Source organism: Janthinobacterium sp. GMG1 (assembly GCF_034427795.1).
Taxonomy (GTDB): Bacteria; Pseudomonadota; Gammaproteobacteria; order Burkholderiales; family Burkholderiaceae_D; genus Janthinobacterium.
Genome location: NZ_JAXQNT010000001.1, coordinates 1,005,472 through 1,021,027 on the forward strand (window position 1 = coordinate 1,005,472; position 15,556 = coordinate 1,021,027).

General features: G+C 63.6%; 19 protein-coding genes. 16 read left to right on the top strand and 3 right to left on the bottom strand.

Annotated features, from left to right (window positions below):
- Positions 1-299 precede the first annotated feature (299 nt).
- The 7 genes from flhF to SJI03_RS04580 all read left to right on the top strand — a co-directional run bounded on the left by flhF (position 300) and on the right by SJI03_RS04580 (position 6,103).
- The gene (gene flhF, locus SJI03_RS04550) at positions 300-1,628 is read left to right on the top strand and encodes a flagellar biosynthesis protein FlhF (protein ID WP_034754102.1); all 1,329 of its coding nucleotides are present in this window, start codon (positions 300-302) and stop codon (positions 1,626-1,628) included.
- Positions 1,621-2,484, top strand: coding sequence for a MinD/ParA family ATP-binding protein (locus tag SJI03_RS04555; RefSeq protein WP_099377958.1), 864 nt, complete (start codon positions 1,621-1,623; stop codon positions 2,482-2,484). Before flhF ends, SJI03_RS04555 begins: the two co-directional genes overlap by 8 nt.
- 45 nt (positions 2,485-2,529) lie before the next feature.
- On the top strand, positions 2,530-3,261 hold the full coding sequence (locus SJI03_RS04560) for an RNA polymerase sigma factor FliA (RefSeq protein ID WP_035821402.1): 732 nt from the start codon (positions 2,530-2,532) through the stop codon (positions 3,259-3,261).
- Positions 3,243-3,989 (top strand): flagellar motor protein, encoded by a 747-nt coding sequence (locus tag SJI03_RS04565; RefSeq protein WP_322426386.1) that lies wholly within the window; start codon positions 3,243-3,245, stop codon positions 3,987-3,989. The genes SJI03_RS04560 and SJI03_RS04565 overlap by 19 nt, the downstream gene beginning before the upstream one ends.
- Positions 3,990-3,994: 5 nt before the next feature.
- Positions 3,995-4,771, top strand: coding sequence for a flagellar motor protein MotD (gene motD / locus SJI03_RS04570; RefSeq protein ID WP_099378177.1), 777 nt, complete (start codon positions 3,995-3,997; stop codon positions 4,769-4,771).
- A gap of 50 nt (positions 4,772-4,821) precedes the next feature.
- On the top strand, positions 4,822-5,184 hold the full coding sequence (locus SJI03_RS04575; protein WP_322426387.1) for a translation initiation factor Sui1: 363 nt from the start codon (positions 4,822-4,824) through the stop codon (positions 5,182-5,184).
- A 73-nt stretch (positions 5,185-5,257) separates the two neighbouring features.
- Complete coding sequence (locus tag SJI03_RS04580) at positions 5,258-6,103, top strand: hypothetical protein (protein WP_322426388.1); 846 nt, start codon at positions 5,258-5,260, stop codon at positions 6,101-6,103.
- Positions 6,104-6,121: 18 nt separating this feature from the next.
- Here the strand turns inward: SJI03_RS04580 and SJI03_RS04585 are convergent, their stop codons facing one another.
- The 3 genes from SJI03_RS04585 to flgA all read right to left on the bottom strand — a co-directional run bounded on the left by SJI03_RS04585 (position 6,122) and on the right by flgA (position 7,713).
- Positions 6,122-6,589: a flagellar protein FlgN gene (locus tag SJI03_RS04585; RefSeq protein ID WP_322426389.1), complete on the bottom strand. Its 468-nt coding sequence runs from the start codon at positions 6,587-6,589 to the stop codon at positions 6,122-6,124.
- 8 nt (positions 6,590-6,597) lie between these two features.
- A complete protein-coding gene (gene flgM / locus SJI03_RS04590) occupies positions 6,598-6,906 on the bottom strand; it encodes a flagellar biosynthesis anti-sigma factor FlgM (protein ID WP_034787161.1) in 309 nt (102 codons plus the stop codon).
- Between the two features lie 111 nt (positions 6,907-7,017).
- The gene (flgA, locus tag SJI03_RS04595; RefSeq protein ID WP_322426390.1) at positions 7,018-7,713 is read right to left on the bottom strand and encodes a flagellar basal body P-ring formation chaperone FlgA; all 696 of its coding nucleotides are present in this window, start codon (positions 7,711-7,713) and stop codon (positions 7,018-7,020) included.
- Between the two features lie 191 nt (positions 7,714-7,904).
- Between flgA and flgB the strand changes: the two genes are divergently transcribed.
- From flgB to flgJ, 9 genes are all read left to right on the top strand, one after another.
- A complete protein-coding gene (gene flgB, locus SJI03_RS04600; protein ID WP_034754084.1) occupies positions 7,905-8,357 on the top strand; it encodes a flagellar basal body rod protein FlgB in 453 nt (150 codons plus the stop codon).
- Positions 8,358-8,359: 2 nt separating this feature from the next.
- Complete coding sequence (flgC, locus tag SJI03_RS04605; RefSeq protein ID WP_034754081.1) at positions 8,360-8,761, top strand: flagellar basal body rod protein FlgC; 402 nt, start codon at positions 8,360-8,362, stop codon at positions 8,759-8,761.
- Between the two features lie 15 nt (positions 8,762-8,776).
- A complete protein-coding gene (locus SJI03_RS04610) occupies positions 8,777-9,475 on the top strand; it encodes a flagellar hook assembly protein FlgD (protein WP_322426391.1) in 699 nt (232 codons plus the stop codon).
- Positions 9,476-9,528: 53 nt separating this feature from the next.
- Positions 9,529-11,076: a flagellar hook protein FlgE gene (locus tag SJI03_RS04615; RefSeq protein ID WP_322426392.1), complete on the top strand. Its 1,548-nt coding sequence runs from the start codon at positions 9,529-9,531 to the stop codon at positions 11,074-11,076.
- 57 nt (positions 11,077-11,133) lie between these two features.
- Positions 11,134-11,877 (top strand): flagellar basal body rod protein FlgF, encoded by a 744-nt coding sequence (locus SJI03_RS04620; protein ID WP_070253727.1) that lies wholly within the window; start codon positions 11,134-11,136, stop codon positions 11,875-11,877.
- A 72-nt stretch (positions 11,878-11,949) separates the two neighbouring features.
- Positions 11,950-12,732 (top strand): flagellar basal-body rod protein FlgG, encoded by a 783-nt coding sequence (flgG, locus tag SJI03_RS04625; protein WP_034754070.1) that lies wholly within the window; start codon positions 11,950-11,952, stop codon positions 12,730-12,732.
- Between the two features lie 50 nt (positions 12,733-12,782).
- Positions 12,783-13,433 carry a flagellar basal body L-ring protein FlgH gene (locus SJI03_RS04630; RefSeq protein WP_099377950.1) on the top strand — a complete coding sequence of 217 codons (651 nt, stop codon included), beginning with the start codon at positions 12,783-12,785 and terminating at the stop codon, positions 13,431-13,433.
- Between the two features lie 2 nt (positions 13,434-13,435).
- Complete coding sequence (locus SJI03_RS04635; RefSeq protein WP_322426393.1) at positions 13,436-14,551, top strand: flagellar basal body P-ring protein FlgI; 1,116 nt, start codon at positions 13,436-13,438, stop codon at positions 14,549-14,551.
- 10 nt (positions 14,552-14,561) lie between these two features.
- Complete coding sequence (flgJ, locus tag SJI03_RS04640) at positions 14,562-15,488, top strand: flagellar assembly peptidoglycan hydrolase FlgJ (protein WP_322426394.1); 927 nt, start codon at positions 14,562-14,564, stop codon at positions 15,486-15,488.
- Positions 15,489-15,556 lie beyond the last annotated feature (68 nt).

A 15,556-nucleotide genomic window follows, 5' to 3' on the forward strand; every position in this document is an offset into this window, starting at 1 on the left:
AACACGAAGGTTATCGCCAACGTGCGAGGGGGTCTGGCCCCAGATTTCGTTAGCGTCAGTGGGGGGGGCTGACCCCAGCAGTTGCTTTTGGTCAAATAAACATCAATTTCCTCTCGGCAAACTGAATAACGGGTACTTTCCCGTCCTGTTCCTTCGATCATTTCCTGTAAGCATCGCTAATAATGGAAACTGTCCGGGTGATCTGTGTCCATGTGGAAGACAGCACTCAAGCAACAGGAGTCGACGATGGTCACACAGTTCAGCCAATATTGCGCCACCCCCGCCTTGGGAGGCCGGTCATGAATGTGAAGAAATTTACGGGCGCCTCGTCGCGCGATGCGCTGCGCAAGGTGCGCGAAGCGCTGGGCCCCGACGCCGTGATCCTGTCGAACCGCCAGGCCGATGGCGTGGTGGAAATCCTCGCGCTGGCCAATGACGATGCCGCTTCGCTGGCGTCGCCGCCGGCCGCCTCCGAAATGGCCCAGCCCCGTCCCCAGTTGCAGACCCAGTTCGCCACGCCGCAGCGTCCTGCCGCCCCGGCCCAGCGCCCGGCCGCGCCACGTCCTGCCGCGCCGCGCCAGGCTGCCTCCGAGCCAGTGGACATGGCCCGCATGCAGCAGATGATGGCCAGCGCGCTGGCGCACGTCAAAGAGAACGCCGCCGCCGAGATGAGCGGCATGATGAATGAAATCCGCGCCATGCGCGGCATGATGGAAACTCAGCTGGCGGAAATCTCGTGGGGTTCGACGCAGCAGCGCGAGCCGCAAAAAGCCGTCGTGCTGCGCGAAATGCTGGCCGCCGGTTTTTCGGCCAGCCTGGCGCGCTACCTGATCGACAAGTTGCCGGCCGGCCTCGATGGCGCGCAAAGCATGCGCTGGATCAAGACCGTCCTGAGCCGCAACCTGAATACTGTGGCCAATGAAGACGCCATGCTGGAGCAGGGCGGCGTGTTTGCGCTGGTCGGCCCGACCGGTGTCGGCAAGACCACCAGCACGGCCAAGCTGGCGGCCCGCTGCGTGATGCGCCACGGCCCGGAAAAGCTGGCCCTGATCACCACGGATGCCTATCGTATCGGCGCGCACGAACAGCTGCGCATCTACGGCAAGATCCTCGGCGTGATGGTGCATTCGGTGAAGGACGAGGCGGACTTGCGCATCGCCCTGAAGGAATTGAAGAACAAGCACACGGTGCTGATCGATACGGTGGGCGTGAGCCAGCGCGACCAGATGGTGACGGAACAGGTGGCCATGCTGTCGGGCGCCGGCGCCGACGTGAAACGTTTGTTGTGCCTCAATTCCACGGCGACGCAGGAAACGTTGAACGAAGTGGTGCGCGCCTACCAGGGCAGCGGCCTGGCCGGCTGCATCATGACCAAGCTCGATGAAGCGGCCTCGATCGGCAACGTGCTCGACGTGGTGATCCGCCAGAAGCTGAACCTGTTTTATGTGTCGAACGGCCAGCGCGTGCCGGAAGACCTGTACCTTGCCGACCGCGGCTACCTGATCGACCGCGCCTTCAAGCTCAAGCGCGATTCGGCGGCCACGCAGTTTTCCGATGCCGAACTGCCGCTGCTGATGGCGCAGGCGGCCGCCCGCAACAATGAAGCGCGCGGGGTGCACCTTGGCTAATTTCGATTTCGACCAGGCCGAAGGCTTGCGCCGCATGCTGGCCGGCCCGCAGCCGCGCGTCATGACGTTCCTCTCGGCCACGCCGCAGGACGACAAGGGCGCCATGCTGGTCAACCTGGGCGCTTCGCTCGTCTACGGCGGCAATGACGTGCTGCTGCTCGACGCCAGCGGCGGCAGCGATGGCGTGGCTGCGCGCCTGGGCCTGGCGCACGGCGCCAGCCTGCGCGACGTGGCGCGCCAGCAGTGCGGCTTGAACCAGGTCATCCACCAGGTGCCGCAAGGCTTCGGCGTGGCCAGCCTTGGCGCGCGCAACCATTTGATGGACAGCATGGACTATGCGGGCGAGGACGAACTGCGCCGCCTGGGCAAGACTTTCGACGTGCTGGCGCGCCAGAGCGGCATCGTGCTGGTCGACGGCGTCGTGGCTGACGAGGGCGCCTGTTTCCCCGTGCCGCTGATGGCTTCGTCCGATATCGTCGTGCAAGTGTCCACCAGCGCCACCTCGATCAAGGCGGCGTACTGCCTGATCAAGCGCCTGAGCCAGGAACTGGGACGCCGTCCCTTCGGCATTCTCGTCACCGGCGCTTCCGAATCCGAAGCAAAAGTGGTATACGATAATATGGCGCAGGCGGCGAGCCGCTATCTGGCCGTGAAGCTGACCTCGATGGGTTCGGTGCCTGCCGATGAGTATCTGCACCGCGCGGCGCGCCTGGGCCGCAGCGTGGTCGATGCGTTTCCGCTGGCGGGCGCGTCGGTGGCGTTTCGCGGACTGGCCGAGCGGCTGGCCCGTTCGGCGGCGCCGGTACTTGGCGGCACCTTGTACCAGACGGGGAGCCCACACCAGTTCAGCGCCTGAAGCCAACCGTAGCACCAGATAAGATGAGAAAACAATAAGCAGCCTATGTACACGGTCAAAGGGAAATCGAACAAGGACTATTTGCTGACGGAGCACATTCCGCTGGTGAAGCGTCTGGCGCACCATATGAAGGCGAAATTGCCGCCTTCGGTCGAGGTCGATGACCTGATCCAGGCCGGCATGATCGGCCTGCTCGATGCCATCAGCCGCTATGAAGAGACGCATGGCGCGCAGTTCGAGACGTATGCCGTGCTGCGCATCCGCGGCGCCATGCTCGACGAATTGCGCACCAGCGACTGGCTGCCGCGCAGCATGCGTCAGAACATGCGCAAGATCGAAGAGGCGATGAGCACCTTGCAGCAGCGCCTCGGCCACCCGCCGACGGAGTCGGAAGTGGCGAAACTGCTGAAAATGTCGCTGGCCGACTACCAGGAAATGCTGGGTGACGGCGGCGGCCACCAGCTTGTGTACTACGAAGACTTTCATGACCCGGACGGCAATGACAGCTTCCTCGACCGCCATTGCGTGGACGAGGACAGCGACCCCTTGCGTTCCCTGCTCGATACCGATTTCCGGCAATCCGTGATCGATGCCATCGACGCGCTGCCGCCACGCGAGAAAATACTCATGGGCCTGTACTACGAAGAAGAGCTGAACCTGAAGGAGATCGGCGCGGTGATGGGCGTGTCGGAATCGCGCGTCTCGCAGCTGCATACCCAGGCCGTCGCGCGCCTGCGCGCAACCTTGAGGGAGCTGGCGTGGACTGGTCCAGCGTAATCGGGCTGGCGCTGGCGCTGGCGGGCCTGTTGGTCGGCCAGGCACTGGAAGGCGGCAAGATGGCCTCCCTGCTGCAGCCGGCCGCCTTTGCCATCGTCATCGTCGGCACCTTCGGCGCCGTGCTGCTGCAAACGCGGCTGCGCACTTTTGTGCGCGGCCTGGAAATGTTGCGCTGGGTCTTCCTGCCGCCGTCCGACACGCGCGCCGCGCTGGCGCGCGACATCGGGCAATGGAGTCTGACGGCGCGCCGCGACGGCCCGCTGGCGCTGGAGCGCCTGATGGAAAACACGGCCGACCGCTTCAACGCCAAGGGTTTGCGCATGATCGTCGACGGCATCGCGCCCGACAAGCTGCGCCAGCTGCTCGACGTGGAAATCTCCGCCTACGAAATGGCCGAGCGCCAGGCCGTCAAGGTGTGGGAATCGGCGGCCGGCTATTCGCCCACCATCGGCATCCTGGGCGCCGTGCTGGGCTTGATCCACGTCATGGAAAACCTCACCGACCCGAGCAAGCTGGGCAGCGGCATCGCCGTGGCGTTTGTCTCGACGATTTATGGCGTGGGCCTGGCCAACCTGCTGTTCCTGCCGGTGGCGAATAAACTCAAGGCCATTGTTTCGCGCCGGGTGCTGCAGTACGAAATCACGGCCGCCGTGCTGTACGACATCGCCACGGGCGACCATACGCGCATCATCGAAGAGCGCGTGTCCAGCCTCTTGCACGAGCATTGACCATGATGCGGCGCGCGCGCAGGAAGTATGACGAGGAACCGGACAACCAGGACCGCTGGCTGATCTCGTACGCCGACTTCATCACCCTGCTGTTCGCCTTTTTCGTCGTGATGTATGCGATTTCGCAAGTCAACGAAGGTAAATACCGCGTCTTCCAGAACGCCATCGGCCAGGCCTTCAGCCTGGAAAAGGGCGCGCCGCCCATCATCATGGAAGCGCCACAGGCCATCCCGCTGCCGAACCCCGCCCTGAAACGCCGCACGGAAGCCATCCGCCGCGAACGCGAACACATGACGCGCCTGGCGCAGGACCTGACGTCGACCCTGGCGCCGCTGGTGAAGGAGGGCAAGGTGCGCGTCACGCAGACGAGCCGCGGCGTGAGCGTGGAAATCAATGCCAGCGTGCTGTTCGACCCGGGCGCGGCGCGGCTGACGACGGAGTCGGACCAGGCCTTGCGCGCCGTGGCCGTGCTGCTCAAGGACGACACGCACGACGTGCAGGTGGAAGGGCATACGGACGTGCAGCCGATCAGCAATTCCAATTTTGCCTCGAACTGGGAATTGTCGGCCGCGCGCGCCAGCGCCGTGGTGCGCCTGTTCATCGCCAGCGGCGTCAAGGCTTCGCGCCTGACGGCCGTGGGCCACGCCGACAATATTCCCGTGGCGCCCAACGAAACGGCGGAAGGGCGCGCGCGTAACCGCCGGGTCGCCGTGACGATTTTGTCGGGCATCCCCGAAACGGTGACGGAAGTGCCGACGGCGCCGGTGGCACCAGCCAATTGAACGCCGCCGCTTGGTACAATCGCGGCCTTCTCTCTTTTTATCTCTTCCTCATGAAAAGCAGCTCCCTGGGCGGTCTCGTCTATTCCACCGAAACGGGCCGTATGTGTCCCGCCTGCCGACAGCCGCTGGCGCAATGCGCGTGCAAGGCGCAAGCCAAGGCGGCGCCCTCCGGAGACGGCGTGGTGCGCGTGTCGCGCCAGACCAAGGGCCGCGGCGGCAAGAGCGTCACCGTGGTAAAAGGCTTGGCGCTGGACGCCATTGCGCTGGCCCTGCTGGGCAAGCAGTTGCGCACGCAGTGCGGTTCGGGCGGCACGGTCAAGGATGGCGTGATCGAAGTGCAGGGCGACCATGTGGACACCATCCTGGCCGCGCTGGCCAAACTGGGCCACCAGGCGAAAAAGGCCGGCGGCTGAGAGTGCACAGGCGTGCGGCCCACTGCCGCGCGCCTGTGGTAACGTGCGCTTCCCATCCACGCGCATCCTCACCATGAACGTCAAATTCACCAGCATCGCCATCGCCGCCGCCATCGCGGCAGTGCTGGCGCTCGTGTACTGGCCAGCACCCGACGGCGGCGCGCCGGAATCTGTGGCCAGCGCTGCGCCGGGGCGCAGCCTGGAATCGTATTTAAGTATCGATGCTTCCGTCCCTGCGGCTGAAATGCCCGTTGTCGTTTCCCTGGCGCAACGGCTCGAACGCCTGGGCGCCAGCGGCAGGGCGGAAGACGCGTATGCGGCCTTCAACCTGATCGACGACTGCATCGTCTTCCAGCGCGAAAGCCGCTTGCCGGGGATGGAATTCGAGCTGGGGCGCGAGATGACGGCGGAAGAAAAAGCCGCCCAGCAGCAGCTGTGCGGGGGCCTGACGCAGCGCCAGCGCGAGGATCGCCTCGGCTACCTGGCCACCGCCGCGCAAGGCGGCGTGCCCGGTGCGGCCACCCTGTTCCTGTCGGAAGGGCCGTTCGGCGACCGCAGCGCGCTGCGCAACCGTCCCGACGATCCGCTGGTGCAGGCGTGGAAGCGGCAAGCCATCGCCCAGCTGACGGCGCAGGCGGACGAGGCGGAACTGAGCAGCGTGTCGACGCTGATGATGGCCTACCTGCGCGATGGCGAGGTGGTGCGGAAGGATGCGTCGCAGGCGTATGGCTACCTGCTGGCCCTGCGCCAGGTCTACGACGATATCCTGGCGCCCGGCGTCACGAATCCATATCAGGATGAATACTGGCACTGGCTGCAGGCCGAACTGACGCCGGAGCAGCAGGCGGCCGCCAGCGCCAGGGCGCAAGCCATCGTGGCGAAATGGCGCCAGCACGCGGGGCGTTCCGCGCACGGTTGAACTGGTCAATAAGGGAAGCTAGCCGATGACGACGCGCCGGCTGGCCGTGTTGCTCGTTGGCTGGCCACTGGGGCCGTAGAAATTGCCGCTTTGGGCCGGGGGGCGCATGGCGTTCAGGGCGCCTTGCGTATGTACCATGTGCTTGTTGACGAGCAGGCTGTTCAGGCGGTTCTGTTCCTTGGCTTCGCGCGTCGTCTCGAGCAGGGCTTTCCACAGGGGCGCCGCTTCGGCTTCATTGGCGCCGACCAGCCAGTCTTCCATGCCCGCTTCGGCGGCCATGAAGCCGGCTGCCGCCAGCGCCTGGTGGCGTTGCGCCGCCAGCTGGCTCAATTGTCCTACGAGTGCCGTCTTGCGTACGGTGAGCTCCGTGATTGCATCGATGTCAGCCGCAACCAGATGCCGCTGTTCTTCTTTCATCAATGCCAGCAATGTGGTCATGAGCTGTTGCTCGTCGCGCAGGCTGGAAAACGGAGTCACTGATTGCATGAGGGAACCTATCTATTTCGTGAGTGCAGCAAGTCCTTGACCGTGTCGAGGAGACCGTCCGCCACTTTTTCTGAGTTGACCTGGAACTGGCCGTCGGCGATCGCCAGCTTGATGCGTTCGACTTTTTTCGTGTCGAACACGGCGCCGCTGCCGGCAGTTGCACTGGCCGCTAATGCCTGTCCTTGCGGCGACAGGCGTACATTGTCCGACGTTGTCGGTGTTGCCTGGGCTTTCTCGGCATTCCGGGCGCCGGAGGTACTCGCGGGCGCCACCGGCAGGCCGGGATTGCTTTTAATGGTGTTGTCGGTAATTTTCACAGCGTGATCCTCGTCTGGTCGAAGTCAAAAAACTCCGGGATATGTGTCATTATCGGCACCTTCTTCCGAAACTTTAGTGCGCCAGACCACAATATCGCTGTCCATCCGTGTTTAGAACGCCACCTCCACCATGCCGCCAGCCCGCGCCACGCCGCTGATCTGCTGGCCGCTCTGCGTGCGTACCTGCACCGTCTGGCCATCGCCGGCACTGCCGATGGCGCGTCCTTCTGATGCCACTTGGAAACCATTGCCACTGGAAACGACGCGCACCAGCTGGCCCTGCATCACCACCGGCTTGCGGCGCAGGGTGTCGAGGCGCATCGGCGTGCCTGGCGGTAAGGAAATATTCGTGCTGGCGCCCACCACCTGCGCCATGTCTGTAGCGATGCCTGCCGGCAATGCGGCCAGGTCGCCCTGCATCGTCACCAGCTGGCTGGCGTCGATGGCTTGTCCCTGCGCCAGCGGCACGGCGCTGGCCACGTAGTCGCCCACGACGGCCACGTTCGCTTGCAAATAAATGGTCCAGCTGGAGGGCGCCGTGCAGCGCACGCCGACGGTGGTCTTGCCCCAGGCGCGCGCGCCCGGCGCCATGAACGCTTGCGGCGCGGGGCAGGCGGCCAGGTTCAGGCGCGGATCGACGGCGCCGACGGTGATGGTCACCTTGCCCGGCAAACCGTTGCTTTGCACCTGCAGGAACTGGTCCACGCTGTTGCGCAGCGCTTCCGGCGTTTGCCGGCCGGCGTTTTGCGCCTGCGCCAGCAGTGGCAGGGCGGCAAAAGCAAAGAAGAAAGCAAGCGGTGTTTTCATGGTGATAGGCCTCTGGAATACTGCCATGATAGTGCGCGCCGCCCCGTTCGAAGCGCCGATTAAGGGGTAAAAGTATGGTCTGATCCGGCGATGGTCTTGCTGGTGGGCGCCGTACTATGTTTCCTGTCATCACTATACCGCCATCCTTCCGCCATCTCGGGCGCCAGTGGCAGATCTTTCCGGAGCCTGACATGATAGGGAAACTCGACGATTACATGCGCTTCAACGAGACGGCGCTGAGCCTGCGCTCGACGCGCCAGGAATTGCTCGCCTCGAACATCGCCAATGCCGATACGCCCAACTACAAGGCGCGCGATGTCGATTTCGCCGCCGCGCTGAAGGGCGCGATGGCGCGCAAGGACGGCGTGCCGCCTGCGCTGAAGGGCACGGCGCCGCAGCATATGCCGGGCAAGGGCGTGGCCGCCGCAGCGGGCGCAGCCGGTGGCGGCAAGGTCGAGACCCTGGCCGACGGCACGCCGTTGCTGTACCGCGCGCCGGCCCAGGGCGCCGTCGATGGCAATACGGTCGACATGGATCTCGAGCGCAATGCCTTTGCCGATAACGCCATCCGCTACGAGGCGGCCGTGACGTTCCTCAACTCGCAGATCAAGGGCATGCTGACGGCCATCCAGGGAGGACAATAATCATGTCGCTATTTAATATCTTCAATGTTTCCGGTTCGGCCATGAGCGCCCAGGCGCAGCGCCTGAACACGGTGGCCAGCAATCTGGCCAATGCGGACAGCGCCACCAGCGCCACGGGCGAAGCCTATCGCGCCAAGCAGGTGGTGTTTGAAGCCGTGCCCATGGCCAATGGCGCCACGGCCGTCAAGGTGCAGAAGGTGATCGAAGACCCGTCGCCGATGAAGCTGGTCTACGACCCGAAGAACCCGCTGGCCGACGAGAAGGGCTACGTCACCATGCCCAACGTGAATACGGTCGACGAGATGGTCAACATGCTGTCGGCTTCGCGCTCGTACCAGACCAACGTGGAAACCATGAACGCGGCCAAGTCGCTGCTCCTGAAAACCCTCACCATCGGCCAATAAGGCTGACTGATCATTATGGCAACCATCGATACCAGCACCTCCAAAGTCACCGACCTGATGGCGACGATGAATCCGAAGAAGACCACGGCCGAGAAAGGCAGCGTCGAGGAAGAAACGAACAAATTCCTGACCCTGCTGGTGACCCAGCTGCAAAACCAGGATCCGATGAACCCGCTGGACAATGCACAGCTGACGAGCCAGCTGGCCCAGCTGTCCACGGTGACGGGCGTCAACAAGCTCAATACCACCCTGGAAACGCTCAAGACCAGCTACCAGCAGGCCGAATCGATGCAGGCGGCCAACATCATCGGCCACGGCGTGCTGACGGCAGGCAAGAGCATCAACTTGAGCAAGAGCGCGGCCCTGCTGGGCGTGGACTTGGCGACTCCGGCCGACAAGGTCAAGGTCATCATCTACAACAGCACGGGCAAGGAAGTCCATTCCATCGACCTGGGCCCGCAGGACGCGGGTACCTTGCCGCTGGGCTGGAACGGCTCCACCGCCGAGCTCGACAAGGATGGCAAGAACATCGTGCTGCCGGATGGCGCCTACACCTTTTCGGTGGAAGCCACGCGCGGCGGCGCCAAGCTGACCGATGCCGCGGCGCTGATGTTTGGCTCGGTCGCCAGCGTGTCGACGGGCGCGGGTGGCGTGAAATTGAACGTGCCGGGCGTGGGCAGTATCACCATGGCCGATGTGAAACAGATTTTGTAAGCCGCTTCCCCTTAGCGTGACCCTCTACCCCTAATTTCTACCAGGAGAACACAATGTCTTTCCAACAAGGCCTGAGCGGCTTGAACGGCGCCGCCAAATCGCTGGACGTCATCGGCAACAACATCGCCAACTCGGCCACCGTGGGTTTCAAGCAATCGCAGGCGCAGTTTGCCGACATTTATGCCAACTCGCTGTATGGCGTGGGCGGCAACCAGCCCGGCATCGGCGTGTCCGTGTCACAAGTGGCGCAGCTGTTCAACCAGGGTAACCTGGAGAGCTCGTCCAATCCGCTCGACATCGCCATCAATGGCGGCGGTTTCTTCCGCACCAGCGTGAACGGCGCCATCCAGTATTCGCGCAACGGGCAGTTCCAGGTCGACAAGAGCGGCTTCATCATCAATGCGCAGAAAGCCCAGCTGACCGGCTATCCGGCCGATGCGAACGGCAAGATCCTGGCCGGCGCCACCGTGCCGCTGCAGATCGACCCGTCCGACATGGCGCCACAGGCGACCACCAAGGTCGATACCCAGATTAATCTCGATTCCAAATCGGCCATGCCGACCGTGGTGCCGTTCACCGTGGGCGAGCAAAAGTCGTGGACCCAGCAATTCCCTGTGCCGGTTTTCGACTCGCTGGGCAATGCGCACACCATGTCCAATTTCTATGTCAAGACGGGTACCAATACATGGGATGTCTACTCGGCCACTGACGGCAAGGAAATCACCAGCGCGAAAGTGGCGTCCGCAGCGCAGACCGATGCCGCCTCGGTGGCCGCGCGTGCCACCTACCAGGCCGCCGTCACGGCCGTGCCGCTGGTACCGGCGGCTATCACGGCTGCCGCCGTCGCCTATGGCAATGCGGCCGGCGCCGCAGTGCGCGCCGCCGCGGTGCTGGCCGGCGCCAGCACCGCCCAGTTGAATGCCATCAGCGCCACCTATGGCAGCGCCGTGCCCAACGGCGTCAATTCCAGCCTGACGCCAGACCAGATTGACGCCAATATCTCCTCGGTGACGGAGGTGCCCGCCGTGAAGTCGGCTTCGCTGGTGTTCAACAGCGTCGGCAACCTGGACAAGGCAGCCATGCTGGGCCTGACGCCGCCGCAAACCTTGCCGGTGACGGTGAACCTGCCCGTCTTCCCTGCCACAGGCGCGAACGCCAACCTGGCGATCAAGGTCGACTTCACCAATTCCACCCAGCTCAGTTCGTCCACCAGCGAAAAGCGGACCGTGGCCGATGGCTACGCGGCCGGCCAGCTGAGCCGTTTCGTCGTGGGTTCCGATGGCGTGATCCAGGGGCAGTACAACAATGGCAAGACGCGCGATCTGGGCCAGGTGGTATTGACCAAGTTTGCCAATCCGAATGGCCTCGAACCGCTGGGCAACAATGCCTGGGCGGAAAGCTCGGTCTCGGGCAGTCCCATGACGGGTTCGCCAAGCTCGGGCGGTCTGGGCGACTTGCGCGCGTCGGCCGTCGAAGTGTCGAACGTCGACCTGACGGCGGAACTGGTCAACATGATCACGGCCCAGCGCGCCTACCAGGCGAATGCGCAGACCATCAAGACGCAGGATTCGGTTCTGCAAACACTCGTCAACCTCCGCTAATAAGTTGACCGGGGGCGCATGCCCCCGATTTTATTGTTGGTTTGGGAGAAATAAAAAATGGACCGTCTCATTTACACCGCCGGCTCGGGCGCCAAGCATATCCTCGACAAACAGGCGACCACGGCGAACAACCTGGCGAACGCTACCAGCACGGGTTTCCGTGCCCAGCTCGACTCGTTCCGCGCCGTGCCCGTGGTGGCCGACGGCATGATGCCAACGCGCGCCTTCGTCGTCGATTCGACGGTCGGTTCCGATTTCACGCAAGGTCCGATGCAGCACACGGGCCGCGCGCTCGACGTGGCCGTGGAAAACGGCGGCTGGATCGCGGTGCAGTCGGCTGACGGTTCCGAAGCCTACACGCGCAACGGCGCCCTGAAGCTCAATGAAAACGGCATGCTGCAAACGCAGGGCGGGCTGATGGTGCAGGGCGATACGGGCCCCATGGCGATTCCGCCCGGCGTGACGGTAGCCATTGCCAGCGACGGCACGGTGGGCACGATTTCTACGGACGTGCCGCCGGGCCCGTCGACGGTGCTGGGGCGCATCAAGCTGGTCAATCCGCCCGAGCAGCAACTGGTGCGCGGCGACGACGGCCTGTTCCGCCTGAAGGATGGCACGGTGGCGCAGGCCGACCAGGCCGTCAAGCTGACCACCGGTGCCCTGGAGGGCAGCAATGTCAGCCCCGTCGACTCCATGGTCAGCATGATCGCCCTGGCGCGCCAGTTCGAAACGCAAATGAGCCTGTTGAAGAATGCCGAGAATAACGCGGCGAAAGCCACCCAGATCCTCGCTTTGAATTGATAGGGGCCACCGCATAATGGTCACATAGAAATAGTCTACAGGGCTGGTTAGCGCTGTTATTGGAGAAAAATCATGATTCGTTCCCTTTGGATTGCCAAAACCGGCCTGGAAGCGCAACAGACGCAGATGGACGTGATCGCCAATAACCTGGCCAACGTCAGCACCACCGGCTTCAAGAAGTCGCGCGCCGTGTTTGAAGACTTGCTTTACCAAAATGTGCGCCAGCCGGGCGCGCAATCGTCGCAGCAAACCCAGCTGCCATCGGGTTTGCAGATCGGCACGGGCGTGCGCACCGTGGCAACCGAACGCATCCATACGCAGGGCAATCCCCAGGCATCGGGCAATTCGCGCGACGTGATGGTCAACGGCACCGGTTTCTTCCAGGTGCTGATGCCGGACGGCGCCACCGCCTACACGCGCGACGGCTCGTTCCAGACGGATGCCAACGGCCAGCTGGTGACGTCCGAAGGTTTCGTCATCCAGCCCGCCATCACCGTGCCGACCAATGCGCTGAGCCTGACCGTGGCGCGCGATGGCACCGTTTCCGTCACCTTGCCCGATACGGTGGCGCCATCGCAAATCGGCTCGTTGCAGCTGACCACCTTCGTCAATCCGGCCGGCCTGGAATCGAAGGGCGAAAACCTGTACATGGAAACGGGCGCTTCCGGCGTGGCGCAAACCAACACCCCGGGCACGAACGGCGCCGGCGTGCTGATGCAGGGCTATATCGAGACGTCGAACGTCAACGTGGCCGAGGAAATGGTCAACATGATCCAGACGCAGCGCGCCTACGAGATCAACAGCAAGGCCATCACCACATCCGATCAAATGCTGCAGAAACTGTCGCAACTTTAATTTTCATAGTCGTCATGCCATCCGCCGCCGGATGGCAGCGGAGGTTCGCCATGCAATACCCCATCATCGCTTTGTTCTCTGCAGTCCTGCTGTCCGGCTGCGCCATCACGCCTACGTCCATCGTGCAATACCCGACCACCACGCGCGCGCCGATGCCGGAACCCGTGGTCGTCAACAACGGCTCCATCTACCAGCCGTCGACCTACCGTCCCGCCTTCGAAGACCGCCGCGCGCGCCACGTGGGCGACACCATGACGATCGCCATCACCGAGCGCACGAATGCCGTCAAGGCGGGTGCCAGTTCCGGCAACAAGTCGGGCAGCGTGGGCTTCAGCACGCCCGGCTTCGCCCAAGGCCGTTTCGGCGGCACCGTGGCGGCAAATGGCGCGACGAAATTTGCCGATGGCGACAACCAGTCCGCCAGCAACACTTTTAGCGGCACGATCGGCGTGACGGTGATCGAGGTATTGCCAAACGGCAACCTGATCGTTGCCGGCGAAAAACAGATCGCCATGAACAAGGGCACGGAATTCATCCGCTTCTCGGGCATGGTCAATCCGGACACCATCGGCACGGGCAATGTCGTGCCCTCGACCCAGGTGGCCGAAGCGCGCGTCGAATACCGCACCAACAGCCAGATCGACCGCGCCGAGATGGCTTCGATGGCCTCGCGCTTCTTCCTCAGCCTGCTGCCTTTCTGATTATGGCAACTTTTACCTTTTCCCGCTTTGCCGCCATTTTCGGCCTGGCCATCTCTCTGCTGGCGCCCATGGCGCAGGCCGAGCGCATCAAGGACCTGGCCAGCATCGCCGGCGTGCGCCAGAATCAGCTGATGGGCTATGGCCTCGTCGTCGGCCTCGACGGCAGCGGCGACCAGACCACGCAAACCCCATTCACCATCCAGAGCGTGGCGGCGATGCTGCAGCAGCAGGGCATCAACTTGCCGCAAGGCACCAGTTTGCAGCTGAAAAACGTGGCCGCCGTGATGGTGACGACGGCCTTGCCCGCGTTTGCCCAGCCGGGCCAGTTGCTCGACGTGACGGTGTCGTCGATGGGTAATGCGAAAAGCTTGCGCGGCGGCACTTTATTGATGACGCCCTTGAAGGGCGCCGATGGCCAGGTGTATGGCATGGCGCAAGGCAACGTGCTGGTGGGAGGCGTGGGCGCGCAGGCGGCCGGCAGCTCCGTTGTCATCAATCACCTGAGCGTGGGACGTATTTCTGGTGGTGCTACCGTCGAGCGCAGCGTGCCGTCAGTGCTGGGCGCCAACAACACCATCCGCCTGGAATTGAACGCCACCGATTTTGCCACCGCCAGCCGCGTGGTCGACGCCATCAACAGCCGCTACGGCGCCGGCACGGCCGCCGCGCTCGATGGCCGCGTGATTCAGGTGCAGTCACCCAGCGGCAGCGACCAGCGCGTGTCCTTCCTGGGCCAGCTGGAAAGCATCGAAGTCAATCCGGCCCGCCTGGCGGCCAAGGTCATCATGAACGCGCGCACCGGTTCCGTCGTGATGAACCAGTCCGTGACCCTGGAAACGTGCGCCATTTCGCACGGCAACCTGTCCGTCACCATCAATGTCGAGCCGCAAGTGAGCCAGCCGGCGCCCTTGTCGGGCGGACGCACGGTGGTCACGCAGACGGCGCAGATCGATATCAAGAAGGAACCGGGCAAGGTCATGCTGATCAAGGGCGGCGCCTCGCTGTCCGACGTGGTGAAAGCCCTCAACGCCATCGGCGCCTCGCCGCAAGACTTGCTGGCCATCCTGCAGGCGATGAAGGCGGCCGGTTCGCTGCGCGCCGAACTTGAAATCATTTGATGGACACGCCATGATCAGTCAAACCGACCTCAGCAATACCGCCGCCTATGACGTGAAAGGCATGGATGGCTTGCGCCAGTCCGCCAAGGCGAAGGACCCCGCCGCCCTGAAAGAGGCGGCCACGCAATTCGAAGCCATGTTCATCAACATGATGATGAAAAGCATGCGCGAAGCGACGCCGCAAGACGGCATCATGGATAGCCAGCAAAGCAAGATGTACACCTCGATGCTGGACCAGCAGACGAGCCAGAACCTGGCCAAGCGTGGCACGGGCCTGGCGGACGTGCTGATCCGCCAGCTGTCGTCGTCGAACCAGGCGCTGGCCGCCGATGGCGCCGAAGCGCCGTCGCCCCGGTCGTCCAGCATGGCGCAGGCGCTGGCCGCCTTCCGCCAGCAACAGGGCGCCCTCACGGATGGCGCCGGCAGCGCCGCCGCCGCCGGCAAGACCCTGAGCGACAAGGCCAACGCCACGCAGGCGCCGCACGTGCGCGCCTTCCAGGAAAAACTGGGCGTGCATGCGGAAGAAGCCAGCCGCGCCACGGGCATCCCGGCCAAGTTCATGCTGGGCCAGGCGGCGCTGGAGACGGGCTGGGGCAAGCGCGAAATCATCGCCCGCGACGGCAGCAGCAGCCACAACCTGTTCGGCATCAAGGCATCCAGCGACTGGAAGGGCAAGGTCACGGAAGCCGTCACCACGGAATACGTGAATGGCAAGGCGCAGCGCAAGGTGGAAAAATTCCGCGCCTACGACAACTACGCGGACAGCTTCAAGGACTATGCGCAGTTGATTACGAACAACAAGCGCTACGAGAAAGTCCTGGCCAGCGCGGGCGACGCCAGCACGTTCGCCCACGGCTTGCAGAAAGCCGGCTACGCGACGGACCCGAATTACGCTGCTAAATTGACAAAAATCATTAAAAATTCGCTGGTCGGTTAAGCCACCGCCATACCCCTGTGCAGGCCGCGCGCTTCAAGTTTTCGCCGCGGCTGCCGTAAATACATTTG

Excerpts from the sequence above, each read along its gene's own strand:
- motD (WP_099378177.1), top strand. The coding sequence starts at position 3,995 with ATGCGGCGCGCGCGCAGGAAGTATGACGAGGAACCGGACAACCAGGAC.
- flgG (WP_034754070.1), top strand. The coding sequence starts at position 11,950 with ATGATTCGTTCCCTTTGGATTGCCAAAACCGGCCTGGAAGCGCAACAG.
- SJI03_RS04585 (WP_322426389.1), bottom strand. The coding sequence starts at position 6,589 with ATGCAATCAGTGACTCCGTTTTCCAGCCTGCGCGACGAGCAACAGCTC.
- SJI03_RS04620 (WP_070253727.1), top strand. The coding sequence starts at position 11,134 with ATGGACCGTCTCATTTACACCGCCGGCTCGGGCGCCAAGCATATCCTC.
- SJI03_RS04630 (WP_099377950.1), top strand. The coding sequence starts at position 12,783 with ATGCAATACCCCATCATCGCTTTGTTCTCTGCAGTCCTGCTGTCCGGC.
- SJI03_RS04560 (WP_035821402.1), top strand. The coding sequence starts at position 2,530 with ATGTACACGGTCAAAGGGAAATCGAACAAGGACTATTTGCTGACGGAG.
- flhF (WP_034754102.1), top strand. The coding sequence starts at position 300 with ATGAATGTGAAGAAATTTACGGGCGCCTCGTCGCGCGATGCGCTGCGC.
- SJI03_RS04615 (WP_322426392.1), top strand. The coding sequence starts at position 9,529 with ATGTCTTTCCAACAAGGCCTGAGCGGCTTGAACGGCGCCGCCAAATCG.
- flgB (WP_034754084.1), top strand. The coding sequence starts at position 7,905 with ATGATAGGGAAACTCGACGATTACATGCGCTTCAACGAGACGGCGCTG.
- SJI03_RS04635 (WP_322426393.1), top strand. The coding sequence starts at position 13,436 with ATGGCAACTTTTACCTTTTCCCGCTTTGCCGCCATTTTCGGCCTGGCC.
- flgC (WP_034754081.1), top strand. The coding sequence starts at position 8,360 with ATGTCGCTATTTAATATCTTCAATGTTTCCGGTTCGGCCATGAGCGCC.
- SJI03_RS04610 (WP_322426391.1), top strand. The coding sequence starts at position 8,777 with ATGGCAACCATCGATACCAGCACCTCCAAAGTCACCGACCTGATGGCG.
- flgJ (WP_322426394.1), top strand. The coding sequence starts at position 14,562 with ATGATCAGTCAAACCGACCTCAGCAATACCGCCGCCTATGACGTGAAA.
- SJI03_RS04580 (WP_322426388.1), top strand. The coding sequence starts at position 5,258 with ATGAACGTCAAATTCACCAGCATCGCCATCGCCGCCGCCATCGCGGCA.
- SJI03_RS04575 (WP_322426387.1), top strand. The coding sequence starts at position 4,822 with ATGAAAAGCAGCTCCCTGGGCGGTCTCGTCTATTCCACCGAAACGGGC.
- flgA (WP_322426390.1), bottom strand. The coding sequence starts at position 7,713 with ATGAAAACACCGCTTGCTTTCTTCTTTGCTTTTGCCGCCCTGCCACTG.